The organism is Rhizobium sp. P28RR-XV (genome assembly GCF_012641385.1).
Taxonomy (GTDB): domain Bacteria; phylum Pseudomonadota; class Alphaproteobacteria; order Rhizobiales; family Rhizobiaceae; genus Rhizobium.
The window spans coordinates 515,635-541,921 of record NZ_JABAIG010000003.1 but is presented as its reverse complement, the minus strand read 5'-3'; the positions used below and the strand labels follow the sequence as shown (position 1 = coordinate 541,921).

The window sequence follows — 26,287 nt, the reverse complement described above, 5'->3', positions numbered from 1 at the left end:
CGGATCGACAGCGTTGGCGCAGCCAGTCGGCCCGCTCGCCGGACAAGGTCCGCTGCTTGCGCCCGCCGACGCGGCCTGGAGTGAGAGCGCCGGTCTCTGCAAGGCGCTTCTTCCACTTCGAAACACACGAGGGAGCGATCGCAAGTGCTGCTGCGATCGATCGTATCGTTTCTCCGGCATTCAAGCGCGCCATCGCCCGTTCGCGAAGATCTTCGGAATATGGTTGGGTCATCCCTGCCGACCGTCCTTTCCCGGTAGGAACAGAGAATCATATCTCAGCTGATTTGCGAACCTGCGATTCTGAGAAATCGAAGCGTGCTCTAGAGCAATTCCAGGTAAAGTGCGCAGCGGTTTTCCGTCAGGAATTGCGAGAAAACAAAGAGATAGAGCGGCTCTGCGATTCCGTGAAAAGCTGAACCGCTCTAGCCCGCAATGATCTCTTCGAGCGCCTTCGCTACCCCCAGCAGCCGTTCATCCCGGTTCTTCGGGGCCGACAGCAGGAAGCCAACGGGCATGCCGGCATCGCCCGTGCCGCAAGGCAGGGATACGCCGCACCAATCAAGGAAGTTGCCGATCAAGGTATTGCGCAGCGTCCTGCCATTGACCTTCGCGAACAGCTCGTCATCGGCTTCCAGCGGCGCGAGCGCGGGCGCAACATGGGCGACCGTCGGATAGGCGATGAATTCGTTCGGCCCAAGCGACGCGTCGGCCTCCCTGATCAACTGCTCGCGTACCTTGAGCGTGTCCAGGTAACCGACCAAAGTGATGTTCTCGCCCAGGCGCGTGCGCGCCACGACACGCCGATCCATCATTTCCGCCTCCGGTCCCGCCAGCCGGCAGTGATGCAAGGCGAAAGCCTCGGCTGTTGCCAGCGGCCCATTCTTAGCCATCAGGTCAAACAGCTTTTCGAAGGCAGGAAAAGCCGCCCGCCGTATCCTGACGCCGGCGGCACTCAAGCGCGCAAGCGCCGCCTCGAAAGCCGCAACGACACCATCCTCGGCATTGTCCATGACGACGTTCGTCGGCACGACGATGGAAAGCCCGGCGGGATAGGCAGGCTCGACCTCGGGCACGAAACGGCCGCGCATCGCGGCATCGACCCAGATGGCATCCTGAACGCTGCGGCACAAAGGCCCAAGCGAGTCGAGGCTGCTTGCCAGCGGAAAGACGCCGGCCATGCTGTAACGGCCGCGGCTTGCCTTGTAGCCGACAAGACCGTTGAAGGCTGAGGGTATGCGCACCGAGCCACCGGTATCGGTGCCGATCGAGACCGGCGCGAGACCCGCCGCGACGGCGACGGCGGAACCGGAAGACGAACCGCCCGGAATGCGCTCGACGTCAGAAGCCAGCGGATTGAGCGGCGTGCCGTAATGCGGATTGAGGCCGAGGCCGGAAAAGGCGAATTCGCTCATATTGACCCGGCCGACGGCAATCATGCCCGCCGCCTTCAACGCCTTGACGACATCGGCATCGTCCTGCGAAGGCTCGGCATCCCTAAGTACGACCGATCCGGCCGTCGTCGGCAGGCCAGCGATGGCGAAGAGATCCTTCCAGGCGACCGGAATGCCCTCCAGCAACCCGCGCGAACGCCCCTCGCGCAACCGTCTCGACGAAGCAGCCGCCTCCTCTTTCGCACGCCCCTCCAGCAGCCGCGTGAAGATCGCCTGATCCTTATGGGTCCGGATCGCATCAAGGCTTTCCTCGATCAGCGCGACCGGATCGAGGCTGCCGGACTGGATCAGCACCGACAATTGCGCGATCGACTTGCCGAGATGTGTCTGTGTCATTGACCCTGCTCTCCCCTGCCGCCGACAAGCTGCATCCAGCGGCGCACCAGATAATTGTGCTCATCCATTGTCGTATTCCAGACGGCAATGCAATTGGCGCGCTGCCAATAGGAGCCGCCGCTACGCGCCGAGCCGTTTCTGATCCGTGTCTGCCCATCCGGGCCGGGCAGGTCCTCGGTCGCGGCGGCGCCCTCGTACCAATAATCCCATTCCGCCTGCGTCATGAACTGACGCGAGCGTTGCGGCGTCGAAATGTAATAGCCCTGCCGCGCGACGACGGCGCCCGGCCATCCTGATATCCACCAGTTCAGATAGTCATAGGCGACATCAAGGAGGCGGCCACTTAGATGTTTCGAAAGACACAAGCCGCCATGCCAGGCTCGGTAGCCTTCCGCGGGGACGGCCTGCTCGACCGGCACACCCCTGGAATTCAGGATACCGATGCCGGGTGACCACATGCTCTGAACGCTAGTCTCGCCGGCGATCATCAGCCGCGCTGCATCCTCGGCGGTTTTCCAGAAATCTCTGAAGAAGCCGGCCTTCTTGCGTTCCTCCAGGAGATCGATCAGCTGATCGATCTCCTGAATGGACATGTTGCCGATATCGTCGAACGACATGAGACCGGCAGCCTGTGCGCCCAGCGCAGCATCGAAGATGCCGATCGCAGGCTCGTCCACCAGCGCCACTCTGCCCGCCCAGCGTTCATCGAAAAGCGCGCCCCAGGAATGCATGCCGACGCCATTCGGTGCCAGATCGGTGCGATAGGCGAAGCTGTCGAAATTATGTGTGGTCGGCAGCATGGAGATGAAGCGCGATGGCGTGTCGCCGAGGGCGAGGTTGGGCTGAACGAAGAGCTTGCGCGCCGGCACGTCGCCAAGCCCCATTCTGGGGTTGGGGCCGATATGGCCGGTCTTCGTCAGATCGTTGACCTCGTCCCAAAGCACTATGCGCTGGGTGTCCACCGGTTGGATCGCGCGCCAATGCCAGACGATATCGAGATTATGAAAGCATTGATCGTAGATATCGTAGGTTTCCGGCTCGCGCGCCGCCTTGTACTGCGTCGTCAGGAAGTCGTTGTTGTCGAATGTCACATCGATGCCGAGATCTTCCTGCGCGCGCAGGCGCAGCTCCTCCAGCAGCGAGATCGCGGTGCCGAGAACACGCAAGCGCGGACGTCCCGCCAGATGCAATGCGGGAGCGGATAGGTTTCTTGCAACGGATTGGTGCTTGTTCATATACGGACCGGTTGTCTCATTGCGCCGCGGCTGTCAAAGAGGGTGCAGCGGACGGCATGCACGCCAGTGTGAAGGCTTCGAAAGACCGTTTCAATAGAGCGCCATCGAGCCCATCCAGAATAAAGACCAGACGCGACGTACGATCTTTCGAAGGCCACCTGTCCATATGCACCGGTGTGTGAACCAGATGCTGGACGCCATGGACGGCGACCGGACGCTCTTCGCCGCTGAGATTGAGTATGCCTTTCACGCGCAGCACGCGATCGCCATGCCGATTGAGCAGCATGGTTAGCCAGAGCCCGAAAGCCGTCCAGTCGACGGGCTGGTCGACGCGGAACGAAATCGAGGAAATGGCGGCCTGATGCGGCGTGCCATCCGATAAGACGAGCTGCATCGGCTCTTCGCAGTAGAAGCCGCTGTGCGACAGACTGCCGCTTGACGAGAAACCGTCTCGGACGGCGACGAGCGGGGAGAGATCGAGATCCGGGTCGGCCGCTGTCAGGATCGGGGCGTCAGGATTGAGCGTTCGAAGGCGAGCCCGAAGGGCCTGTCCCTCGCAGCCTGCTTCAAGATCGGTCTTGGTCACAATCAAACGGTCCGCGACCGCGGCCTGCCTGTTCGATTCGATATAGGTGTCGAGCTGATGCAGCCCGTTTACCGCATCGACCGTCGTGATCACGTTGCCGGCGCAGAAGTGATGCCGGAGCACGGGATCGGCCTTGATGGTCGACAGTACCGGGAAAGGATCGGCAAGACCCGTGCTTTCTATGATGACGCGCCGGAACGGCGGCACCAGCCCACGCTCGCGACGGGAATAGAGTTCCTTGAGCGCGGCGGCAAGTTCGCCGCGCACCGTACAGCAAACGCATCCGGAGCGCAGCAACACCATCTCGCCGTCGACGCTTTCGACGAGATCGTGGTCAAGCCCGATCTCGCCGAATTCATTGATGAGCACCGCCGTATCGGCAAAGGCGGGATCCGCCAGGATGCGCTTGAGCAGCGTCGTCTTGCCGGAGCCGAGAAAGCCCGTCAAAAGGTTGATCGGCAGAAAGCCGCTCGCTTCAATCGACATGCCGTGCCTCCATCCTGGCGATGAAAGTAACGTCGAGCGGATCGCAGGACCGGCCGACGAGCCTTTCGGCCGCCGGCCAGAGATGACCGAGATCCTCGATGATCTCGCTCCTGCCCGTTCGCGTCGACAGCACGAAGGATGCACCCTGCCAGTCGGACAGGACAAGGCCGAAGCCCGAGAGCATCGCGTTGGCTGCACGCACCCGCTCGGCACGCTCGCGCCGCCGGTCGGGGCTGGCGTGGTTGCGTGTGAAGACGCCCGGTCGTGCCGCGGCATCCGTCCAGTGCTCATTGCCGCCGAGCACGCCGCACAGTGAACACATGGCAATCATCTCCTTCCGAATTGATGCTCCTCGTGCCCCAGCCTAGCCGGCTATTTCTTGCGCGGAAAGCGCGCGGCGAAATCGTCGGCGATCTCGTTCATCGTCACGAACTTCACGCCGGGATGCCTGATCATGTGCGCATAGAGCCGCTCGAGCATCATCAGCACCTGCGGGCGGCCGGCGACATCGGGATGGATGGTGATCGGGAAGACGGCATAATCCATCTCGCGATAGACCCAGTCGAACTGATCACGCCACATCTGCTCGATGTGATGCGGATTGACGAAGCCATGGCTGTTCGGGGATTTCTTGATGAACATCATCGGCGGCAGATCGTCGAGATACCAGGATGCCGGAATTTCGATCAGATCGGTCTCCTGGCCGCGCTTCAGCGGCACCATCCAGTCCGACGGCTTGCGCGAATAGTCGATCTTCGTCCAGCTGTCGCCGACACGCACATAATAGGGCGTGAAGTCATTATGCATCAGCGAGTGATCGTACTTGATGCCGCGCTCCAAAAGCAGCTCGTTGGTCACATTGGAGAATTCCCACCACGGCGCGACATAGCCGGTCGGACGCTTGCCTGAGAGCTTGGTCACCAGCTCGATGCACTTGTCGAGGATCTCGGTCTCCTGCTCGCGCGTCATGGCGATCGGATTTTCGTGGCTGTAACCGTGGATGCCGATTTCATGGCCCGCATCGGCCACGGCCTGCATCTGCTCCGGGAAGGTCTCGATCGAGTGGCCGGGAATGAACCATGTCGTCTTGATGCCGAAACGCTCGAACAGCTTCACCAGCCGCAAGCTGCCGACTTCGCCGGCAAAGAGCCCTCTCGAGATATCATCGGGCGAATCCTCGCCGCCGTAAGAGCCGAGCCAGCCGGCCACGGCATCGACGTCGACACCAAAACTGCACAAGATTTCCTTTGCCATGGAATGACCTCCTTCAATTTAAGTTTTCTGTAATCAGTGAGCCGGGATGACGGTCGCGTCGGCCGGATCCCAGCTAAGCATGACCTCGGCGCCTATCGGAAAGGCGCCGGGCCGGTATTTGTCGACATGCGCTTCAAGGGCCAGGCCTCGGCCGTCGGGCAGGCTGATGCCGATCTGCGAGATGTGGCCGACCACGTCGAAACGCTCGACACGTGCGCCGACCACATTGCCGCCAAAGGCTCCGGCGAGATTCTCGCGCACCGGTCCGCCTGCAGCGTGAACTTCGATCGCCTCCGAAGGGATGACGATATTGACCTTGCTGGAAAGGCCGCCATTGGCACGGCCCGACAACATGCCAAACGCGGTCGAGACGAATATGCTCTCGGCCTCAGTGCCGGCGACCTCGCCCTCGAAGAGGGTATTGCGGCCGATGAACTGCGCCACGAAAGGCGTATTGGGGCGCGTATAGAGCTGATGCGGCGGGCTGATCTGCTCCACCCTGCCCTGGTTCATGACGACGATGCGGTCGGACAGCGCCAGCGCCTCGGACTGGGCATGCGTAACGAACACGAAGGTCACGCCGAGCTTCTTCTGCAGCAATTTGAGCTCGTTCTGGATCGCCTTGCGCAGATTGGCGTCGAGCGCGCCCAGCGGCTCGTCCAGAAGCAGCACATCCGGCTCGACCACCAGCCCGCGGGCAAGCGCTATGCGCTGACGCTGGCCACCGGAAAGCTTGTCCGGCTTGCGCTCGGCAATGTCCTCCAGCCCAAGTGTCGCGAGGATACGATCGACCCGCGCATCCCGCTCGGCCTTCGCCATGCCCTTGACCTCAAGACCATATCCGACATTCCGCCGGACGGTCATATGTGGAAACAGCGCATAGTTCTGGAAGATCATCGATGTCGGCCGCTTCTGCGGCCGCACGTCGTTCATGCGCTCGCCCTTGATCATCATGTCGCCGGAGGAAATGCTTTCGAAGCCGGCGATCATGCGAAGCGTCGTCGTTTTACCGCAGCCCGATGGGCCAAGGAAGGCGATGAACTCGCCCTTCCTGATCGAAAGATTGAAGTCGATGACGGCGGGCGTGCCATTGTCATAGACCTTGCCGACATCGATAAGTTCCAAATCATATATCATGAGAGATCTCCGGGCGTGGACGAGGAGGCGGACATCGCCTCCCCGCGCGGCATAGGATGGCCGGCAGCAGCCATCGGATCAGGCATTGAGGAATTCATCCCATTTCTGAACGAGATGGTCGTATTCATCCGGCCACTGGTGCCAGTAGGCAACGTTCTTGGCGCGCTCCGCCAGCGAGCCGCCATCGCGCAGGTCCCCTTCCTTGATGCCGCGCTCAGAGGCGCCGACCCATGGCTTGCCCTCGTACCAGAAGGCATATTTGTCCGGCGCCATGACCTTCTGGATATTTGTCGACGGCGAATAATAGCCCTGCTCGGAAACCGTGATGCCGGGCTCGCCGGAGAGCCAGTAATCGGCATAGGCGATCACGGCTTCCTTGTTCGGCGTGCCGGCGATCATCGACGGGCCGATCGCCCAGCCGCGATAACCTTCCTTCGGCACGGCATATTTGCACGCCTTGCCCTGGGCCTTGACCGCCATGACGGCCGGCTGCCAGGCATCGCAAACGACCATTTCGCCCGATGCCATCAAGTTGACCAGTTCGCCGAAATCGCCCCACAGCGCGCGGAACTGCCCATCCTTCTTCTTGGAAACCAGGAACTTGGCCGCTTCGTCGATTTCGGCCGTGCTCGGATTGCCGGGATTCTTGACGTTCGACAGCCCCAGCGTGTTCATCGCCATGATCGCCTGGCCGAAAGCGATCAGAGGGTCGGTGTTGAGGCCGGACTTGCCCTTGAACTTGGGATCGAAAATCGCCGACCACGTATTGGCTTCCTCGGCCGACAGCACGTCCGGATTGTAGCCAATGGAATCGTAGTTATAGACGGCCGGCACCATGTTCAGCGTGGTCTTGGCATCATCGGCCCAGATCTGGCCGACGATCTGCTGCTTAGGCCCCCATTTGTCGGAGGGCGTGGTAAAGGTATCGCGGATATTGGCCCAGTTCTTCAGGGAAGCGGCCGGAACCGGCTCGACATTGTTGGTCATGACGATCGACGGCAGGCGCTCGCCGATGATCTCCCAGCAATCGTAATCCTTGGAACCGGAAAGGATCTTGGTCTGCGCGTCCGGAAAGGTCGCCGCCGTGCCGGAGGTTTGCCCGACGCCGCTCACCTTGCGGAATTCGTCGAGGATACGTTCCTGGACGGTGACCGATAGGCCGATGGTGCGCAGTTGCTCCTTGGCGAGATTGGCAGCCTGAGCGTAGACCGCCCGCGACGACAGGAAGGGCGTGCCGCCGCCGATCGCCAGCGCCATGACGCCGGCCGAACGCTTCAACAAAGAGCGTCTGTTCAATTCCATTTTGGACATCTTATGTTCTCCAGTGCTGATTGCTGTTCCCTGAGCCCTTGGTTGGGCCTGCTTCATTGCTTTATCGCCCTGTGCCCGGCCATTGCCGGCCGATGACGATCAGTACCGCCCCACAAGGAGGCCACCATCCACGACCAGAACCTGGCCGGTCATGTATCTCGCGCCGTTTGACGCGAGGAATGCGATCACGTCGGCGATGTCTTCCGGCTCACCCAGCCGGCCCATCGGAATGAATTCGGCGGCCTTTTCCGCGCCTGCGGGGCCGAGCGAATTCTCTTCCGAAAGAAGTTGGGCCGTGCGGATATAGCCCGGCGCAATGCCGTTGACCCTGATGCCATCCTTCGCCAGTTCGACGGCGAGCCCGCGCACCAGTCCGACGACACCGGATTTCGCCGCCGAATAATGGACATGCTCGTCCCAACCATAGGCGACGCCCATGATCGAGGAGAGCGCAACAATGCTTCCGGATCTGCGGGCGCGCATCCCGGGTACGGTAGCACGCACCAGCTTGAAGATGCCCTTCAGATCGACATCCATGGTCAGGTCCCACTTGTCATCGGTGAGCTTGTCGAGGGGCGTGCGATGGGCGATACCGGCATTGGCGACGATGACGTCGATCTTGCCGAAGCGCGCTTCGACATCGGCGACGAGCTGGTTCGCGGCCTCCGTCGAGCGCACGTCGTAACGGTGAAACTCTGCCGAGCCGCCGGCGGCGAGAATGTCGCGAACCGTCTGCTCGCCTTCCCTTTCGAGAATGTCGGTGACGACGACATGATCGCCGAGCGCGGCAAAAGCTTCCGCGGCCGCCTGGCCGATGCCGATGCCCGCGCCTGTGACGATGACCACCCGCTTTTCTAAACTGTCCATCTGCTTGTCTCCCTCAGAGCATCACATCGCCGGAATTCGGCCCGAGCGTCTGGCCGACGAAAAGGCTCGCGGCCGGCGACGCCAGGAACGCCACGGTCGCGGCCACCTCTTCCGGTTCGCCAAAGCGGCCAAGCGGCAATTCGCGCTTCTTGCGTTCGCGCCATTCCTCGGAAAGACCGAGCACCAGCGGCGTATTGATCGGTCCCGGCGCCACGGCATTGACGCGCACGCCGCGACTTGAGACCTCGCGGGCAAGCGCCTTGGTCATGCCGATGATCGCGGCCTTGGCGCCGGAATAATGAACCAGCTCGATGCCGCCGATCTGGCCGAGCTGGGAGGCGACGTTGACGACGACGCCCTCGCCGCGTTGAAGCATTGCCGGCATGACAGCCTTGGTCATCAGGAAGGTGCCGCGCACGTGCACGGCGAACATCCGGTCGAAATCCTCAAGCTCGAGGTTTTCGAATGCTGCCTGATGCGCAATGCCGGCATTGTTGACGAGAAGGGCGACGTCGCCGTGCGAGGCCTTGGCAGCCGCATGGATCGCCGCCACATCCTCCGGCCGCGCCACATCACCGGCGACCGCGGCCGCCGCTCGGCCCGCGTTGATAATTTCCGAGGCAACAGACTTGGCGCGCTCACCCGAGAGGTCATTGACCAGAACCGCATAGCCGTCGGCGGCAAGGCGCAGCGCAATGGCACGGCCGATACCGGAGCCGGCGCCGGTGACAATGGCGGAGATCGGGGCAGAAGTCTTCTCAGCCATCATGCGTCCTCCTGAATGCGGACGCGCTTAGCGCGCCTGACCGACAGGCCCATCAGGATCGCGTAGGTGCCGAGAAGCGCGAAGGAGAAGAGCGTGGTCAGCACCCCGAAGGCAAAGACGTTCGGATGCACCTCGACGGAGAAGGTGCCATAGATGGCCAGAGGCAGTGTCAGTTCTCGGCCGGAAGCAAACAGGGTGCGTGAGAACTCGTCATAGGAGAGCGTGAAAGCGAAGAGCATGGCCGAAAGCACGCCCGGAAAGATCAGCGGGAACGTGACCTTGCGGAAGGTACGCGCCGGCGTGACGCCGAGCGACCAGGAGGCCTCCTCCATGCTCGGATCGAACCTGTTGAAGATGGCAAGCATGACGAGGAAGGCGAAGGGGAAGGTGTAGACGACATGCAGGACGAAGGCGGTGCTCCACCAGTGCCGGTCGATGCCGAAGGCGTTGGCGACAAGCGCCATGCCGAGACCGACGAGCACGCCCGGCACCATCATGCCGAGAACGATCAGATAGAAGGCCACGCCCGAACCGCGGAACTTGCGGCGAAAGGCCTGAGCGGACATGACGCCGAGCACAGTCGAGACGATCATGGTCATCAGCGCCAGAAAGAGCGAGCGGATCAGCGCCTGGTCGATCGGCAGCGGCGCGATGCGCGACGGCGGCGTCAGGCCAAAGAGATGCCGATACCAATAGGTCGACCATTCGATGATCGGGAATTGCGGACCACCCTCCGGACCGGTCTGGAACGACAGGATCGCCAGGACCGCGAGCGGGCCGTAGAGGAAGATCAGAAAGAGGGTCGTGTACACACCCAGGCCGAGCTTGATGCCACCAGCATTCATGATCAGAGCTCCTTTCTGAGGTCGACGACCTTGAGCAGGGCTGCGACAACAGCACCCATGATGATCGTGAGCACAACGCCGGCGACCGCGGCAAAGGCCCATTTCAGCGAGCCGACCTGGGTGACGATGATATTGCCGAGCAGATTGACCTTGCGGCCGGACAGGGCAGCAGACGTTGCGAATTCACCAAGAACCATGACGGAGACGAAGATTGCGCCGACCACCACGCCCGGCATGGAAAGCGGCAGGATGATCGTGCGGAAGATGCGCCAGAAGCCCGCGCCGAGATCCTGGGCCGCCTCGATGACCGAAGCGTCGATGCGGCCCATCATGAAGGCGATCGGCCCGACCATGAAGACGCAGTAGATCTGCGTCATGCCGATGATGACGGACAGCTCGGAAAACAGCAGTACCTCGATCGGCTGCCGAATAACGCCCAGATTCATCAGGATCATGTTGATAGCGCCCTCGGTGCCGAGCATCGGCCGCCAGGCAAGCACGCGGATCAGGAAGGAGGTCCAGAACGGGATGACGCAGAGTACGAGCAACACGGTCTGCAGCGTCTTGTTCTTGATGAGCAGCCCGACGAAGAGTGCTGCCGGATAGCCGACGACAAGCGTCGATACCAGCACCAGCAACCAGATGCGGATCGTCGTCCAGAGCGCACCGAGATAGGTGGCGCTCGTCAGGAAGGTGATCCAACTCTGCAACGTCAGCGTCGGTTCGATCTTGAAGGTCGTCTGCGTCCAGAAGGAAACATAGACCATCATCAGCATCGGCAGGACGAGGAAGGCGACCATCCAGATCATGCCCGGCGCCAGAAGCCAGAATGTCTTGGCCGATCTCCGGCGCACGGCCGCGTCTTCCTGGACGGCTTCCTCGCTTGTCGCAACCATGGTCATTTCTCGCTCTCCTTGGAGGGGCCGGGGAAAGGTTTCGAAGGGCTCACATCAGCCGAATACCCCACATCAACCGAAGACAAGGGCATCCTCCTTCTTCCAGACGAGCGCATAGCGATCCTTTTCGACAAAGGCCGGCGGGCGGGCATGGCTCAGATGGGACTCGACTTCGAAGACGTGGCCGTCATCGAGCGCAAAGAAGGAATTGACTGCCGCTCCGGAATATTCGCTGGCGATGAAATCACCCTCGATGCGGACCTCGTCATTCGAGAGCGCCGCATCGCGGGTGCGGATCGAAATACGGTCGTAGCGGATCGCGTAAGCCGGCTGCGGCGCCTTCCTGCGCGACCCATTCAGGGGAAAGCGGCCTGCCTGTCCGACGAACGTATCCTCGACGACATTGCCGGCAAAGAGATTGTAGCAATTGAGAAAGCGGGCGACAGCCGCGGTGGCGGGACGATTATAGATGACATCCGAGGCGGCGGCCTGCGCGATGCGGCCGTGATCGAGCACGAGCACCAGATCTCCCATTGCCAGGGCTTCGCTCTCGCTGCCAGTGACGTGCAGGAAGGTCACGCCGCAGCGCTCGCGGATGATCTTGAGTTCGCTTCGCATGCGACCACGCAGATTGGCATCGAGCGCGCCGAGCGGCTCGTCCAGCAGCACCATCTTCGGCTCCGTCACCAGAGTGCGCGCCAGGGCGACGCGCTGCCGCTGGCCGCCCGAGATCTGCGTGACGGCACGATCGTCAAACCCCTTGAGGCCGACCAGCGACAGCATGTCCTGAACCCTCTTTGCCAAGGCACGGGCATCCGTTACGGGATCGACCTTGCGGTTGCGCAGGCCGAAGGCGACGTTTTCGGCGACGGAAAGATGTGGGAACAGAGCGAAATTCTGAAAGACGAAACCGATGCCGCGATCATGCGGCTCGACGCCGTCAAGACGCTTGCCATGAAAGAGGATCGAGCCGGTATCCGGCTCCTCGAAGCCGGCAATGACGCGCAGCAGCGTCGTCTTGCCGGAGCCGCTCGGCCCGAGCAGCGAGATATAGGCATTGTCGGGCAGAGAGAAATCTATCCTGTCCAGCGCCGCTGACGCATAGGACTTGGTGACTTGGCTGAGCTGAAGAACGGTCGACACCGATTTCCCACCAGTTTCAAGGCAAGGACCATCCTTCAGGCAAAGCGCCGCTACAGCCGAGATCGCATCGATCCGGACACCAGACGTCGGTCTGCGTTCGCGCATGATTACATGCGCGTCAAAGAGATGTTCCTTGGCGTTTCAAAGAGTTCCACCTACGGCGCTTCTGACGAGCGCCTTCATGATGAGAGCATTGCATAAATGATTTTTGTATTCAATAGGCTTTTTTTGAGAAGTCGATTTGAAAATGACAAATGATCGTGAGGCGCTTAACGATAAGATTGAGAGGGTTGGCGTGATTTCAACTCATGTGCAAATTTGACGACAGAAACCTTACCACAAGCGCACCTTCGCGGCACTCACGTTCGAAAAGCATTCCACAAAAATACGTCTCGCGGCTCTACTCGCTCGCGCACCTCGCCGTAACGACCATCAAAATCGCAGATAGAAAATATATTTTGTATTCAATAATCATTTATTTTTGCGCTATGTTGGTGCGACAAAACGCGTAAGAGTGAGGCATCGGAACGACGTGAGTCCTTTGGATCAGATGACCGAAAACCGTGCGCGCCCCAATGCGCAAAAGCGCTACGAGATCGCCGAGGATGTTCTGCGCGGCAACATCGAAGACAGCACGCTGCCGCCGGGCGTGGTGCTGCTCGAAGGTCCGATCGCGGATATCCTGCAGATTTCGCGCGCCCCGGTGCAGAGGGCGCTGCTGACGCTGGAAAGCGAAGGGCTGGTGCATCGCTTCAACGGGCGCGGCTACCTCGTCGGGCCTGCCGGACACGGCATCGAGCCGAACCGCATCGACATCAAGACGCTTGGGCTGACTATACCACGCCATGCGGACGAGGCTTTGCAGAGCCGCTCCTCCTGGGAGCGCATCTACAATACCGTCGAGGCGGATGTCGCCGGCTGTGTCGTCTTCGGCCAGTACCGTATCATCGAGATCGAGCTTGCCGACCACTTCAATGTCAGCCGCACCGTCGTGCGCGATGTGTTGACCCGCCTGCGCGAACGCGGGCTTGTGCGCAAGAACCAGTCGTCCCACTGGATTGCCGGCCCGCTGACGGCGCAGATGATCAAGGATCATTACGGCCTGCGCGGAATGCTGGAACCGCAGGCGCTGGTTGCCGGAGCAAGCCGGGTTGACCGCGAACGGTTGAACGACCTGTTTCTGCGCCTTACCAATCTCGAGCGGCACGAACCGGCCGATCACCTCGCGGCCCTGGAATCCATCCAGGCGGATTTCATCGAGATCTGCATCCTTGCGACGCCGAACGAGCGGCTGAAGGAATCCATCCGCAACAACCTGCTGCCGGTGACGGCGACGGAACGATTGCTGCGGCGCCTCGGCCTGCCCGGCGATCCCGCCATCATCACAGAGCTCCGCCTGATCGCGGAGCTGCTGCTGCGGGGTGCGGTCAAGGCGGCGGCGGCGATGATGGAGAACCATCTCGAAGCCTCCGTCGACCGAACGATCGCGCAAATGAAGATCGTCGCGATCATCCCCGGTCCCGGCGTGACGGCCGCCTACCTGACCCGCGTTCTCGAGTGAGATCCAGGCGGTTTTCGCCGTATGCCATCTCTTCCGGAAGCGAGAGAGCGAGAAGGCGACCATCCGTTTGGCCCTTTACGCCAGAGCCGCACGGAGGCGCGCAAGCAAGGCCTGCCGGTCCGCGCGCGCCGCCAGCGCCTGATCCATGCTAACCTCCACGAACTGCGTCGGCGTATGCGGCTGCAATTGCGCGATCAGATCCATGTCGGCCGAGATCACTGTTCCCAGCATGAAGTAACCGCCGCCGGAGACGGCGTCGCGATGCAGGATAATCGGCTCGGTCCCACCCGGCACCTGGATCGAACCATAGGGATAGCAGCTGTCGACGATATTGGAGGGGTCCGAGCCCGCGCCGAAAGGCTGCTTGCGCTCGACGAATTCGAGCTTTCGGCCGCCGCGGAAGCGATACCCCATGCGATCGGCCTCCCGCGCTACTTTCCACTGGTCGGCAAAGAAATTGCTCTTCGTCTCCTCGGTCAACCGATCCCAATAGAGCCCTGGCAAGACCCTGAGCTCCGCCGGCGTGCCGGGCTTGCGGCGAAGCTCTTCGGCAACGGATCGGCCCACGCTATTCAGGGAGCCGGAACCGACGGGAAGTTCGTCCCCGGCGGCGATCGGTCTGCCGTTGAAACCGCCGAGCGCACCGATCGCATAGGTCGACCGGCTGCCGAGCGCTTGCGGAACATCGATGCCCCCCGACACGGCGATGCAGATCCGCGCCCCGGATTTCAGGAAGTCGAAGCTTGCGGTCTGCCCCGCCTTGACCTTGAGGGCCGTCCAGCCCGGCTGCAGCTCACCGTCGATCCTGACGGACATGTCGGCGCCGGCAACCGCAATCAGCGCATCATCGAGAAATTCGAGCTTCGGCCCCATGAAGACGGCCTCGAGCCCGGCGGCCGCCTCATCATTGCCGACAAGAAGATTTGCCGCCCGCATGGCATAGCGATCCATGGCGCCGCCAACCGGAATGCCGAGATGGAAATAGCCGGGTCGTCCGAGGTCCTGAATTGTGGTCGAAAGGCCGTGATGAAGAACCTTAATGGCCATATAGCGCGCCCTCCAGCCTGGTGTTGTAACCGTCAATATCGGCCTGGTATTGCCTAAGATCGAATTTGACCTCGCGGATCGGCGGAGCAAAGCGTCCCTTGTCGACATCCTCGACCGCCTGGTCGTAGCCGTCGCGATCGATAGGCCGGAATTTCACGATGTCGCCGGGACGGAAGAACACCATGAAATCACGGAGATAGCTCGTCGTTTGCGTGGGGTCGAAGATCGGCATCGGCGTGATGCCGAACATCTGATAGCCGCCCGCCCCGCGCACCGAATAGATGCATCCGAAGCAGCCGCCGTGTCCCACAGTCAGCCGCGGCGTATCGGTTCGCGGGCGCAGATATTTCGGCACCTCGATCTGCCGTTGCCGCTCCACCATCTGATACATGAACGGCAGTCCGGCGACGAAGCCGACCATGGAGACGAACCATGGCGATCCGGCATGGGCCGATATGAAATCCTTCACCGCCCCGTAGCCGTTGATCCTGGCGGCATAATCGAGATCGGTGCCCGACGGCTCCTGATGCCGTTCGCGGAAGCGCATCAGCGTCTCATGGGTCCACGGGTCGTTGTAGAAGACCGGGATTTCGACGATACGGGTCGTAATGACGGGCTCTGCCCTTTCAGCCGCTCCCTCGATTGCCCTGACCTCGCGCAGGAGATCGTCCGGCTTGATCAGATCCGGATTGAACTTGATCTGGAAGGAAGCATTGGCGGGGCAGATTTCGGTGACGCCCCTGATGGCGCTCTCACGCACGCCCTTAGCCATCGACAGGCTCTTGAAGAAGGCTTCGAGGGACATCTCGTCGCTGCATTCGACAAAGAGATGCTCGTCACCTCCAAACGTAAAGCGAGCGGGCATCAGGCAACCTCCACTGATATGCCGTCAACCGCCGCAAAATCGGTCTCCAGCCAGGATTCGAGAAAACGCGTATGGAATGCGCCCTTTCGCACCGACGGGTCCCGGACGAGCGCCAGATGCAGGGGGATCGTCGTCGGCAATCCCTCGATCGTCAGATTGGAAAGGGCGCTGGCCAGCCTGTCGAGACAGGTGTTGCGATCCTCGGCCCAGACGATCAGCTTGCCTAGCAGGGAGTCATAGAAGGGCGGTACGGTGTAACCGGCACAAAGCATCGTATCGAAACGGATGCCGTCGCCTTCCGGAATGGACAGTCTCGTCACGGTGCCTGGCGCCGGCAGAAAGCCCTTGACCGGGTCCTCGGCATTGATCCGGCACTCAATGGCATGACCACGTACCCGAATATCGGACTGCGACAGCGACAGGGGAGCGCCACCCGCGACCTTGAACATCTCCTGCACCAGATCGATGCCGGTAATCATCTCGGTGACCGGATGTTCGACCTGGATGCGGGTATTCACCTCGATGAAATAGAACCGCCTGTTATCCTCATCGTAAAGATATTCGACCGTGCCCGCGCCGCGATAACCGACCTCGGCGGCAAGTGCCACGGCGCTGGCGCAGAGGCGCTGCCTGACGTCATCGGGCAGCAGGAAGGCTTGCGCTTCCTCCCACACCTTCTGGCGGCGGCGCTGCAAAGAGCATTCACGCTCGAAGCAATGCACGAAATTCTGTCCGTCACCAAAGATCTGCACCTCGATATGTCGGGCGCGGGTAATGACCTTCTCCATGTAAAGGCCGCCATCTCCAAAAGCGGCGGTCGCCTCCGCCGAGGCGAGCGGAAATTGCTCCCTAAGCTCGGCCAGCGACTGAACGATGCGAATGCCACGTCCACCGCCGCCCGCTGCTGCCTTGATCATGACAGGAAAACCAGTGCGCTCCGCGATCACCTCGGCAGCTCCGATATCGGCCACGCGGCCATCGCTTCCAGGCACCGTCGGTACGCCAGCGCGTGCCGCAATCGCCCGCGCCGCCACCTTGTCGCCCAGCAATCGGATAGCCTTGCCACTCGGTCCGATGAAGATCATGCCCGCGGCCTCGACGGCATCGGCAAAATCGCCATTTTCAGACAGAAACCCATATCCCGGATGAACCGCATCCACGCCGGCCGAACGCGCCGCCGAGACGATGGCTTCAATATTCAGGTAGGATTTCTTCGGAGCCGGCGAGCCGATATTGATCGCCTCATCGGCCAGTTTCACCGCAAGCATCTCGGAATCCGCCGCGCTATGGACCTGCACCGTGCGAATGCCAAGCGCCTTGGCAGCCTTTATGATCCTGACGGCGATCTCGCCGCGATTGGCAACCAGAACCGAACGGATGGTCATGGCTCCACCTCCGCGATGATCTGGCCGGCCATGACGGGCTCTTCATTGTCGACGAGGAAGGTGATGTTCTTGCCGTCGAGCCCGGCCGGGATCTGCTGGAAGGTCTTCATGACCTCGATGAGGCCGATCGTATCACTTGCGGCGACGGCATCGCCATCAGCCTTGAAGGGCGGCGTGTCCGGAGAGGAGGCCCTGTAGAAGGTTCCCGGAAGGGGTGATCTGATCTCAAGCTTGCTCATGGGACCTCCGCGCTGCGTCGCTGTTCAAAATCTGCGAAACGGGTGCAATTTTTATGCCCTCGGCAACCAGGGCCTCGCGCATATGGCGCACGATATCGAGCGCACCCAAAGTATCGGAATGAAAACAGATGGAATCGAAGGCGATCGGAATATCGGCGCCATTGACGGTGCGCACGACACCGTCCGTGCAGGCCCTGATCACCTTGCGCGCAATTGCCTTGGGATCGGGACGACCCGCATCCCTGGTAAAGACGATCCAGCCCGTATCGCCATAGTCGCGATCGGCGTAGAATTCGCGGACGACAGGCTGGCCGGCCTCCTCAGCGGCAAGGCAGGTCGCCGAGCCGTCCATGCAGAAGACAAACATGTTCGGCGCCGCCGTGCGCATATATTGAATGAATATCTGCGAAAGATCCGTGTTCGCTGCGAGTTCCATATAGAGGGCGCCGTGCGGCTTCACGTGCTGGACGGGCACGCCATGACGTCTGGCGAACTCCCGCAGCGCACCGACCTGATAGATCAGATCGTTGACGATCTCGCGGCTGGTGCCATTGATCTTGCGCCGCCCGAAGCCCTGGAGATCGTTGTAGCCGGGATGAGCCCCGACGCCGACCCCGTGAGCCGCCGCCATCCGCACGGTCTCATCCATCAGATTGGGATCGCCGGCGTGAAAGCCGGTGGCGATATTGGCCGAACTGACGAGCGAAATGAGCTCTTCGTCTTGCGCATCGCCGATCCGCCATCGGCCGAAGGCCTCCCCCATGTCGCAGTTGATGTCGACAGCTTCCTTCATGCATTCCCTCAGATATGTGCGCTCAATCAGGAGCGATATGAAGACGCTAGAGAGAAAGGCGTCGTTTGAAAAATACAATTTTCAAAGCATCATTATCTGATAAATTGATATTAGCGCTCAAAATGGCGTCACTAATTATATATAATTATCAATAAGATAGATATCATGCGCAAAGTTAAGTCAAAAACTCGCTCGTTTTAGATCCGCAAAATCTGATTCCATGGAGCAGTTTTCAGATAAACAGATGGGAGGCATCATGAGCCTGAGCCTGCGGCAGCTTCGCTATTTCGTTGCAACGGCCGAATACGGGCAGATCTCGCAGGCGGCCGTCAACCTGTCGATCTCACAATCCGCCGTCACCGCGGCGATCAAGGATCTCGAATTGACGGTCGGCGTATCGCTGTTCAATCGCACGCCTCAAGGGATGGAACTGACCACGGCCGGCCGGCAATTCCTGTCTCACGCCTATGAAATTCTGGCCAAGGTCGACGAGGCGACCCATCTCAATCTCGTCAGCAGCGATATCGAGGGAGAGCTTGTCGTCGCCGCGACCTATACCGTCATCGGCTATTTCCTGCCGCTTCACATCGAGCGTATCCGCCGCCTTTATCCGAAGCTGAAAATCCAGCTCTACGAGGTCAATCGCGAATCGATCGAGGAAGGCCTGCTCAGCAATCGCTACGACATTTCGGTGCTGCTGACCTCGAACATCCTCAATCCGATGCTGGCGACCGAAACGCTTTTGAGCTCGGTCAGACGCCTCTGGCTTCCAGCGGGTCACGACCTGCAGCGCCGCGACGGCATCGGCCTGCGCGAGATCGCCGAAGAGCCCTACATCATGCTGACGGTCGATGAGGCAGCCCATTCCTCCTTGCGATACTGGAGCCGAAGCTCCTATCAGCCGAAGGTTCTCTTGAGGACCAGTTCGATTGAGGCCGTCAGATCGATGGTGGCGAACGGCCTCGGCGTCGCCATCCTCTCGGATATGGTCCACCGTCCCTGGTCGCTCGAGGGGCGGCGCATCGAGACCGCGAACATCCAGGATCCGGTTCCGCCCATGGATGTCGGACTGGCCTGGCGCGCCAACGTCGAATTCAGCCCGCCGATGGTTGCCTTCCGCCGTTATTTCCAACAGGCCTACAGCCTGCCGGGTACCAATTCCTGATCATAGTGCGCTTTGGCGGCATTGGCCGGCTAGGGCTGACGCATTTCCATGCTTCTGCCGACAGAAGGCGGTCCAGCCCATAAATCGACTGCGCCGGCCGTTATTGGACGAGCACGGGCTGCATGCAGCGCGCATCCGTCACCCTTATGTCGGCCTGACCGACACCGACGCCAAGAACCCCGAGCAGATTGTAGAGGAGCTGGTCGACAGGAGCAGTGACGCCGGACAGCGTATCTGCGACGGCTCCAAGCACCGCGCTCGGCGTACCAAGGGTCAGGATGAGCACCTGAATGCTGATGTTGGCATTTTTCATGAGTGATTGGACGGCCGAGGTTAGGATAGTACTGGTTGAAACAGTCTTGACGGTGCCAGCGGAAATTTCCGAGGGCTGAAAGGTCACGCGTGTCGGGCTCATGTTGGCAATGTCGACCTGCGCGCTTGCGATTACCTTCAGAAGCAGGGAATCGATGATCGTCGCCTTAGTCACCCGTGGCTTGGAACCGAAATTCACGAAGGCCGAGGTATCGACGTCTCCAAGCGCGATCTCCGCAACGCCAGGCACGGCGTCGATCCCGACGACGGCGTTCGGCATACTGCCGCCAACGCAGCTTATCGAGGCAAGCTTGGCCTCGGCCGGAGCAATTTCGATATAGAGCGGCACCCTGATCTTCAATCCCGCAATCAGGGACAGGCCGGTGACTGAAACTTCGATTGCCGCACGGACCTGCGGCGTGCGGACGATGGTGCCCGGCGCGCCCACGGCAGCAGCCGGTGTTTGTTGCGCGATCTCTCCGATCGCCAGCGTCATCTTCGCCGTTGCAAGACCAGGCACCGTGGCCCCGAGATCGAGAGCAATCTGCTTTTGCTGGTTGGCCGCCATTGCGGTTGCGGAGATCAGGTCCATCACGCTGATCGTGGAGGTCAGGTTGGGCGCGGTTCCGACGACATCCGTGCCCAGAGGGCCGAGATTCACAATATCCTGCAGCTTGACGGTCAGCTTCGTGGTCCCGAGCGTCTTGCCCAGATTGTTGATGATGGTGACGACCGTTGGTGAAAGATTGGACGATTTGCCGAGCGCGCCGAGGATCTTGTCATAGGTGACATCGGTCGCCAGAAGCTGATTGTAGCTTACCCCCGTCAGCTTGAGATCCGTCGCCAACAGATTGAGGAAACTCAGGAGGTTTACGTTCGCACTGATGAGCGACTGATAGTCGACGAGATTGAGAGAGACCTGCGTTCCGAGAAGAGAGCCCAGGAGCTGGTTTAAAATGCCGCCATTGAGGCTCGCCAGCCGGGACCCGACGGAAAACGCCGCCAGGCGCTCGCTGGAGGCGGTACCCGTGGCGCTCAAGGTCGGCGGGTCGGCAAAAGCGGAGGCAAAGGGCATCACGGCCTTCTGCGTGAGCGTGACCCTTACGGAATCGGAGGGGGACGTCCCCGAGGTAAAGCGGTTTTCAGGTGCTACGGACGTGTCCGCCTTGTAGGACCCTAGAGCCATATTGCCCAAGGTCTCATATTGGCCTGAAGTAGCTGCCGCCGCGGTGATCTGCCCGTTGGTGGTCATATAGCTGCTGCCTGACGCCACCGCCGCCGTCGTGCCGTTGCCCTGAAGATTGGTCAGGAGCGCGCTCTGGGCATTTGCAATATCGGCGGCAGCCGTGATCGCGCTAATATCGCTCAGCTGCTGCAAGCGCCGCTGCTGCAGCGTCATCATGCCGTAATCGATACCGAGGCCAAGACAATAGAGGATCAAGGGGGAGACAAGCGCGGTCGTCACTGCGACGTTTCCCCGCCTGTCCGCTAAGGAGGCGATCCGTTCGAAAGGCCCCTTCATCAAAGGCCTCCCAGCCGGATGGTCGAATAGCGACGGATAGTGGAATCCGGCATCGCAAAAGTATAGAGGTTCCAGATCGGAAGATCGGATGCGTCGTAGGCGGCGCTCACGGTGAACTGGTTGGCATTGGCCGGGTCTGTCGCGACGGTAACCGTCAACTTGTCCTTGTTGATGAAGGCGTCGTTGACCGTCGAGCGGGTGACGAAGTCCTGAACGAGCTGGCTTCGCTCGGTGGCCGACAATCCTGCGATCGCGGTGCGTGCCGCATCGGCGGTCAGCTGCTGCAGGGAATGGGCTGCAGTGAGATAGATGCCGAAGGCAACCAATGTGAGAAGCAGTAGGAAAAAAAGCGGCGCGATTAAAGCGAATTCGACCGCTGCTGCTCCATCCCTGCCCCTGCCGAAATGAGAAACACGATACATGGTCCTGTCTCCTTCAATCGGCCGTCATCTATGCGATGACGGTCCAGGAGACCTTAGACTTTGGGTATTAATTTTATATTTCTAAATAAGATATTTTCTAATATTATTACATTTTAAAGATACGGGATACTTGATAAAATTCTCATTACTTTCTTTATAGTCGCCACAAGCCGTTCGCGAAGAATAGAGCCACCGCCATATCGCAGTTCCACAATGCTGGTCGCGTCATCCGCCGCAATTGCGATGACGGATGGACGTCATTTCTGCCGGCCTGATCGCGTCGCGAGGCCGGCGCTCCGACCGGTAAGGCGACGATCTACTTTTTCTTCGGTGCCAGTTCCCATCCGCCTTGCAAGTTTCTTACAAAGCGGCGGTTTCCTTTATAATAGGTGACGGCACCTGTGCGATCCACCTTGATCGACGTCGGCAGCGATTGCGTGACCGCCTTCAATCGCTCGACCATGTCAAACGCTTCCTGTCTTTTTCCAGCGCGGATCAGCGCCATCAGCTTGGACTCTTGTTTCATCCTCTATACTCCCGTTCATGGAGGATCAGGGGGCGGCGGAGTGTGTCGTCCGTCAGTTGCTTTTTCATATCGATCAACCCGCTCGGCGTTGCATGAGCAGCGAACGCAGTGCCACGACCACCACGCAAACGCTGGAGACAAGAAAGATTGCGCCGGACATGGCGTAAATCGTCGGCGAAGCGCCGGCATTCATCTTGCCGAACAGCACCACGGGCAACGTGTTTTGGCGACCGGCCAGATAGAAGGCGCGCGTAAACTCGTTGAGGGACAGCAGGAACGAAAAGATGAAGGCGCTGACGAGACCCGGGCGGATCAGCGGCAGGGTAATATCCAGGAATTGCCTGAAGCGGCTCGCACCAAGATCGTCCGCCGCCATCAGATAGGTCCGTTTGACGGCGGCAAAGCTTGTCAGGATGACGATGAAGGCAAACGGCATCGCCCACAGCAAATGGCCGGCAATGACAGTCAGGGCCGAAGCCTTGACGCCGGCGCGGCTGATAACGGTCGACAGCGCCAGTCCCTGGATGACCCCCGGCACGAACATCGGCAGCAGCACCGTCAGGAACCACAGGCTGCGGCCGCGGTGCAGCTCACGATATGCAAGTGCCGCGCCGAGCGACAGCAAGGTCGCGATAACAGCCGTTGCAAGCGCTATCATGATCGATTGGCCGAGCGCGGCAATGAGGGCACTTTCCGCCCCGAGCGCGAGATACCATTTCAGCGTAATGTCGGAAAAATGCGGCAAGCCCGGCTGCAGCGCCGGATTGAACGAGACGCCGAGCAGATAGAGCGGCGGCGCATAAATCACGGCCAGCCCGATAACGGTCAGCGTCCAGATGACGATACGCGGCGTCGTTCCCTCGCTGACGATCATTGGCCACGCTCCTCGAACAGCGAGGAGAGGCCGAATATGGCGTCTCCGATCAGCACCAGTCCGAAGACGATGACGAGCATGAGCGTCGAGATCGCAAAGGCGAGCGGGAAATTGGCGACGCGCATGACGTCGTTGATCATCACGGACACGATCGATGCACCGGCACCGCCGAGCATCTGCACCTCGGTCGACGAGCCTGCGACCATGACAAAGACGAACAGGAACCCGGCGAAAACGCCGGAATAGGTCAGCGGCAGCAGCACGGTGCGCGCCATCGTCCAGAAGCCGGCGCCGAGATCGCGCGATGCCGCCAGCGCGATCGGATCGACACGGCGCATCGAGAGCAGCACGGGGAAGGTGGCGAAGGGCAGATAGGAGGCGACAAGCCCGACGATGACGGCAAAATCGCTGAACAGCAGCCAGTCGAGCGGCGCGTCGATAATGCCGGCCTGTTGAAGCAGTGTATTGATGACGCCGGTGCGGCCAAGCAGCAGCCGCCAGGAAAAGGAGCGAATGAGATAGGACGTGAAAAATGGGATGGTAAGGAGAGCCGCGAGCAGAACCGATAACCTGCGCCCGGCCAGGAAATACATCGCGTAGGCGGTGGGATAGGCAATGACGAGGCAAATGCTGGCGGTCAGAAACGCCTTGCCGAGGGTCGACAGAAATACGCTCCAGCGACCCGCCTCCAGCACAGCGCTATAGGCGGCGACGCTGAACTCCGGCTTGATCCAATAGGTCGCCGAGTCCCAGGCGCAGAAGCTCCAGACCACCACCAAGACGAGCGGCGCAAGGCCGAGCGCAAGGATCGCCGCAAGCGGAGCAGCCAGCAATAGAACTGATGTCTTCATAGTCTAGTTCCGCTTCTGTCGGCGTTGATCCCGTCGGATCGGGGCCGGCCTGTCCTTGGACAGATGAGCCAGCCCCGGTCCATGGCGTTACGTCAGGCGTTGCGCAGCTTCTGCCACCACTCCTCGTAGAGTTGGAAATTGTCCGGGCGGCAATTCTGCCAGTAGACCTTTCCGGAGAACTTGGCCTTCACATGGTCGGCAAGCTTGGCGACGTCGTCGGCCTTGTATTCGTCGGGATGGGCCTTGGCATAGGCGAGATTGTTGTCGGTCGGCACGAGATAGCCGCGCGCCTTGCCCAGTTCGCAGCCATAGAGGCCGGCAAGCAATGCATCGACGAATTTGTGGGCGGCCCCCGCCTTGCCGCGCTCGGCGGCACCCTTGAGCAGCACCGTATTGTTGCCCCAGCCCTCGTAGCCTTCGACGGGAGCGGCATATTCCACCTGAAGCCCGCGTTTGCGGCCTTCATAGACGATCGGTTCCCAGCCGGTCATGGCGTCGACTTCTTCGTTCGCGACCAGCTGAACGCCCTGCTCCCAACCGTTCCAGAAGGTCCGGAACTGCCCGTCCTTCTTGTGCTTGATCAGGAATTCCATGACGAGGCCGAGCTCGGATTCGGTCAGGTTGCCCGGCTCCTTGATCGGCTTGTTTTCGGCTTCCTTGAGATAGATGGCGGTGAAGATAGCGCTGTTGATCCAGGCGTCCTCCATCGCGACACGGCCCTTGAGCTTCGGATCGAAGATGACGCCGTAGCTGTCGACCTTGCCGAGCTTGTCGGGGCGGTAGATGATGGAGTCGGCGTTGACGACGGTCGGGATGCCGTATTGCTTGCCTTCATGGGTCAAGGTCGGGATATCCTTGGCCCATTGCCAGATGCCGGCGAAATTCGGGATCTTGGAAACGTCCCAGGGCGCGATCAGCCCCTGCTTGGCAAGCTCCTTTTCGGCGCCGCCCTGAAAGCCGCCGACATCGAAAAGATCGTTGGCATTGCCGGCGGCAAGGCGTGCAACGACCGGGCCGACATCGTTGCCGTTGTCGGTGAATTCGGGTGAAACGCCGTTCTGGCGCGCAAATTCCTGCCATTTGTCGCCGATATCGAGCGTTGCCGTAGCCCAGAACGCCACCGTCGCGTCATCGGCCATGGCCCGCGTCGCTGCCAATCCACCAAAGGAGAGCGCGGCGGCACCCGCGCCCATCAGTTTGAGCATGTCACGGCGCTGCATGTTGCTCCTCAAGGCGGAGGAGGCGAAATCTCTATCTTTGTTCATCGTATCATTCCCTTCCCTCATTTTTCGCTTGTTTCAGCTATTCGGGTTCTACTCATCGCCTCCAGCCAGGGCCGGTATTCCGGAACGATCAATCAGGAGTGCAGCACCCGGCTTCAAACGCACGCGCACGCTTTCGCCCGGCAACGGTGGGGTCGCGTCCGCGCCGGTCGTCAACACCACGCGCTGGCTGTCGGCGAAAGCGAGCGTAACGTCATGGCTGAGTCCACGATAGATGCTTTCGACAACCTTAAGTTCAATTGTTTCGGCCGCTATCGCGGCAGTCAGGACAAGCTCAATCCGGTCGGGGCGGATTGCGACCAGGGCATCGGGCGGCGGCGTAGCTCCGGAAAAAGTCGCGCTCACCCGCTGGCCGGCGATCGTAGCAACGGCCTTTTCGCCGGAAATCGCAATGCTTTCAGGCTTAAGAAGCGTATCGATCCCGACAAAGCGCGCAACGAAGGCATTGGCCGGCGCCTCGAAGAAGCGGGATGGCATATCGGTTTGCTCGATGCGTCCCTTGTGCATGACTGCCATGCGATCGGAAAGGCTGAGCGCCTCGTCCTGATTGTGGGTAACGAGAATGAAAGTCGCGCCGGTACGCTTGTGGAGCCGCCCGAATTCGTCGCGCATCTGCTGGCGCAGCCGCTCGTCAAGTCCGGTCAAAGGTTCATCGAGCAGGAGGATGCCCGGCTCCATGACAAGCGCGCGGGCAAGCGCCACGCGCTGGCGCTGGCCACCCGAAAGAAGATCGACGTCGCGATCCGCAAAGCCGGAAAGCTCGACGAGGTCCAAAGCATTCTCGACCTTGGCCTTCAGCCCGGCACCGGTGAGCCCGCGCAACTTCAGCCCGTAGCCGACATTCTGCGCGACATTCATATGCGGAAAAAGCCCGAGCGACTGGAAAACCGTATTGACCGGCCGGCGATTGGCCGGAACGCCGGCCATATCCTTCCCGTCGAAAAGCACGCGGCCCGAAGTGGGCTTGTCGAAACCGCCTATCAGCTTCAAAAGCGAACTCTTGCCGCAGCCGGACGAGCCGAGCAGCGTAAAGAACTCCCCTGCCCGGATGTCGAGCGTCACGTCGTCGACGGCGCGCATCGGCCCGAAACTTCTGACGATATGGTCGAGACTGATCGCAATCGCCATA

27 protein-coding genes are annotated in these 26,287 nt (G+C 60.6%); 2 read left to right on the top strand and 25 right to left on the bottom strand.

What is annotated here, in order from left to right:
- The 13 genes from HGP12_RS09390 to HGP12_RS09330 form a co-directional block, all read right to left on the bottom strand.
- Nucleotides 1-232 (bottom strand): helix-turn-helix domain-containing protein (locus HGP12_RS09390; RefSeq protein WP_246703295.1); only part of this gene is annotated, 232 nt, incomplete at its 3' end.
- A 190-nt stretch (nucleotides 233-422) separates the two neighbouring features.
- A complete protein-coding gene (locus HGP12_RS09385; protein ID WP_168839188.1) occupies nucleotides 423-1,787 on the bottom strand; it encodes an amidase in 1,365 nt (454 codons plus the stop codon).
- On the bottom strand, nucleotides 1,784-3,022 hold the full coding sequence (locus HGP12_RS09380) for a PotD/PotF family extracellular solute-binding protein (RefSeq protein ID WP_168839189.1): 1,239 nt from the start codon (nucleotides 3,020-3,022) through the stop codon (nucleotides 1,784-1,786). Before HGP12_RS09380 ends, HGP12_RS09385 begins: the two co-directional genes overlap by 4 nt.
- A 16-nt stretch (nucleotides 3,023-3,038) precedes the next feature.
- Nucleotides 3,039-4,094 (bottom strand): GTP-binding protein, encoded by a 1,056-nt coding sequence (locus HGP12_RS09375; RefSeq protein ID WP_168839190.1) that lies wholly within the window; start codon nucleotides 4,092-4,094, stop codon nucleotides 3,039-3,041.
- Nucleotides 4,084-4,416 (bottom strand): hypothetical protein, encoded by a 333-nt coding sequence (locus HGP12_RS09370; RefSeq protein WP_168839191.1) that lies wholly within the window; start codon nucleotides 4,414-4,416, stop codon nucleotides 4,084-4,086. The genes HGP12_RS09375 and HGP12_RS09370 overlap by 11 nt, the downstream gene beginning before the upstream one ends.
- Before the next feature lie 50 nt (nucleotides 4,417-4,466).
- Nucleotides 4,467-5,348: a polysaccharide deacetylase family protein gene (locus tag HGP12_RS09365; protein ID WP_168839192.1), complete on the bottom strand. Its 882-nt coding sequence runs from the start codon at nucleotides 5,346-5,348 to the stop codon at nucleotides 4,467-4,469.
- Nucleotides 5,349-5,381: 33 nt separating this feature from the next.
- Entirely contained in the window at nucleotides 5,382-6,485 is a 1,104-nt protein-coding gene (locus HGP12_RS09360; protein WP_168839193.1) for an ABC transporter ATP-binding protein, read from the bottom strand.
- Nucleotides 6,486-6,563: 78 nt separating this feature from the next.
- Nucleotides 6,564-7,796: a PotD/PotF family extracellular solute-binding protein gene (locus tag HGP12_RS09355; RefSeq protein ID WP_168839194.1), complete on the bottom strand. Its 1,233-nt coding sequence runs from the start codon at nucleotides 7,794-7,796 to the stop codon at nucleotides 6,564-6,566.
- Between the two features lie 99 nt (nucleotides 7,797-7,895).
- On the bottom strand, nucleotides 7,896-8,663 hold the full coding sequence (locus HGP12_RS09350) for an SDR family NAD(P)-dependent oxidoreductase (RefSeq protein ID WP_168839195.1): 768 nt from the start codon (nucleotides 8,661-8,663) through the stop codon (nucleotides 7,896-7,898).
- Between the two features lie 13 nt (nucleotides 8,664-8,676).
- Nucleotides 8,677-9,429 carry an SDR family NAD(P)-dependent oxidoreductase gene (locus tag HGP12_RS09345; RefSeq protein WP_168839196.1) on the bottom strand — a complete coding sequence of 251 codons (753 nt, stop codon included), beginning with the start codon at nucleotides 9,427-9,429 and terminating at the stop codon, nucleotides 8,677-8,679.
- Entirely contained in the window at nucleotides 9,429-10,274 is an 846-nt protein-coding gene (locus tag HGP12_RS09340; RefSeq protein ID WP_113350768.1) for an ABC transporter permease, read from the bottom strand. The genes HGP12_RS09345 and HGP12_RS09340 overlap by 1 nt, the downstream gene beginning before the upstream one ends.
- A 2-nt stretch (nucleotides 10,275-10,276) precedes the next feature.
- Nucleotides 10,277-11,176 (bottom strand): ABC transporter permease, encoded by a 900-nt coding sequence (locus HGP12_RS09335; protein ID WP_168839197.1) that lies wholly within the window; start codon nucleotides 11,174-11,176, stop codon nucleotides 10,277-10,279.
- A 66-nt stretch (nucleotides 11,177-11,242) separates the two neighbouring features.
- Nucleotides 11,243-12,313 carry an ABC transporter ATP-binding protein gene (locus tag HGP12_RS09330; protein ID WP_168839636.1) on the bottom strand — a complete coding sequence of 357 codons (1,071 nt, stop codon included), beginning with the start codon at nucleotides 12,311-12,313 and terminating at the stop codon, nucleotides 11,243-11,245.
- A 550-nt stretch (nucleotides 12,314-12,863) separates the two neighbouring features.
- Between HGP12_RS09330 and HGP12_RS09325 the strand changes: the two genes are divergently transcribed.
- Entirely contained in the window at nucleotides 12,864-13,874 is a 1,011-nt protein-coding gene (locus tag HGP12_RS09325) for a GntR family transcriptional regulator (protein ID WP_168839198.1), read from the top strand.
- Nucleotides 13,875-13,949: 75 nt separating this feature from the next.
- Here HGP12_RS09325 and HGP12_RS09320 read toward each other — a convergent pair whose 3' ends face one another.
- Genes HGP12_RS09320 through HGP12_RS09300 form a run of 5 tightly spaced genes read right to left on the bottom strand, consistent with a single transcriptional unit; the run spans nucleotide 13,950 to nucleotide 18,203 of the window.
- Nucleotides 13,950-14,921 carry a biotin-dependent carboxyltransferase family protein gene (locus HGP12_RS09320; RefSeq protein WP_168839199.1) on the bottom strand — a complete coding sequence of 324 codons (972 nt, stop codon included), beginning with the start codon at nucleotides 14,919-14,921 and terminating at the stop codon, nucleotides 13,950-13,952.
- Nucleotides 14,911-15,786: a 5-oxoprolinase subunit B family protein gene (locus tag HGP12_RS09315; protein ID WP_168839200.1), complete on the bottom strand. Its 876-nt coding sequence runs from the start codon at nucleotides 15,784-15,786 to the stop codon at nucleotides 14,911-14,913. The genes HGP12_RS09320 and HGP12_RS09315 overlap by 11 nt, the downstream gene beginning before the upstream one ends.
- Entirely contained in the window at nucleotides 15,786-17,171 is a 1,386-nt protein-coding gene (locus HGP12_RS09310; protein WP_168839201.1) for an acetyl-CoA carboxylase biotin carboxylase subunit, read from the bottom strand. The genes HGP12_RS09315 and HGP12_RS09310 overlap by 1 nt, the downstream gene beginning before the upstream one ends.
- On the bottom strand, nucleotides 17,168-17,410 hold the full coding sequence (locus HGP12_RS09305) for an acetyl-CoA carboxylase (protein WP_168839202.1): 243 nt from the start codon (nucleotides 17,408-17,410) through the stop codon (nucleotides 17,168-17,170). The genes HGP12_RS09310 and HGP12_RS09305 overlap by 4 nt, the downstream gene beginning before the upstream one ends.
- Nucleotides 17,397-18,203: a 5-oxoprolinase subunit PxpA gene (locus HGP12_RS09300; protein WP_168839203.1), complete on the bottom strand. Its 807-nt coding sequence runs from the start codon at nucleotides 18,201-18,203 to the stop codon at nucleotides 17,397-17,399. Before HGP12_RS09300 ends, HGP12_RS09305 begins: the two co-directional genes overlap by 14 nt.
- A gap of 256 nt (nucleotides 18,204-18,459) precedes the next feature.
- On the opposite strand from HGP12_RS09300, the gene HGP12_RS09295 reads away from it, so the two are divergent.
- Nucleotides 18,460-19,368 carry a LysR family transcriptional regulator gene (locus tag HGP12_RS09295; protein WP_168839204.1) on the top strand — a complete coding sequence of 303 codons (909 nt, stop codon included), beginning with the start codon at nucleotides 18,460-18,462 and terminating at the stop codon, nucleotides 19,366-19,368.
- 100 nt (nucleotides 19,369-19,468) lie between these two features.
- On the opposite strand, the gene HGP12_RS09290 is transcribed toward HGP12_RS09295, so the two are convergent.
- The 7 genes from HGP12_RS09290 to HGP12_RS09260 form a co-directional block, all read right to left on the bottom strand.
- Nucleotides 19,469-21,202 (bottom strand): pilus assembly protein TadG-related protein, encoded by a 1,734-nt coding sequence (locus HGP12_RS09290; RefSeq protein WP_168839205.1) that lies wholly within the window; start codon nucleotides 21,200-21,202, stop codon nucleotides 19,469-19,471.
- Nucleotides 21,202-21,624, bottom strand: a complete 423-nt coding sequence (locus tag HGP12_RS09285) for a TadE/TadG family type IV pilus assembly protein (RefSeq protein WP_168839206.1) — start codon at nucleotides 21,622-21,624, stop codon at nucleotides 21,202-21,204. Before HGP12_RS09285 ends, HGP12_RS09290 begins: the two co-directional genes overlap by 1 nt.
- A 316-nt stretch (nucleotides 21,625-21,940) precedes the next feature.
- Nucleotides 21,941-22,150, bottom strand: coding sequence for a hypothetical protein (locus HGP12_RS09280; protein WP_112344522.1), 210 nt, complete (start codon nucleotides 22,148-22,150; stop codon nucleotides 21,941-21,943).
- 73 nt (nucleotides 22,151-22,223) lie between these two features.
- Nucleotides 22,224-23,024 (bottom strand): ABC transporter permease, encoded by an 801-nt coding sequence (locus tag HGP12_RS09275; RefSeq protein WP_168839207.1) that lies wholly within the window; start codon nucleotides 23,022-23,024, stop codon nucleotides 22,224-22,226.
- Nucleotides 23,021-23,875, bottom strand: coding sequence for an ABC transporter permease (locus HGP12_RS09270; protein WP_168839208.1), 855 nt, complete (start codon nucleotides 23,873-23,875; stop codon nucleotides 23,021-23,023). The genes HGP12_RS09275 and HGP12_RS09270 overlap by 4 nt, the downstream gene beginning before the upstream one ends.
- Nucleotides 23,876-23,967: 92 nt before the next feature.
- Nucleotides 23,968-25,140, bottom strand: a complete 1,173-nt coding sequence (locus HGP12_RS09265) for a PotD/PotF family extracellular solute-binding protein (protein WP_168839209.1) — start codon at nucleotides 25,138-25,140, stop codon at nucleotides 23,968-23,970.
- A 48-nt stretch (nucleotides 25,141-25,188) separates the two neighbouring features.
- Nucleotides 25,189-26,286, bottom strand: coding sequence for an ABC transporter ATP-binding protein (locus tag HGP12_RS09260; protein ID WP_168839210.1), 1,098 nt, complete (start codon nucleotides 26,284-26,286; stop codon nucleotides 25,189-25,191).
- Nucleotide 26,287 lies beyond the last annotated feature (1 nt).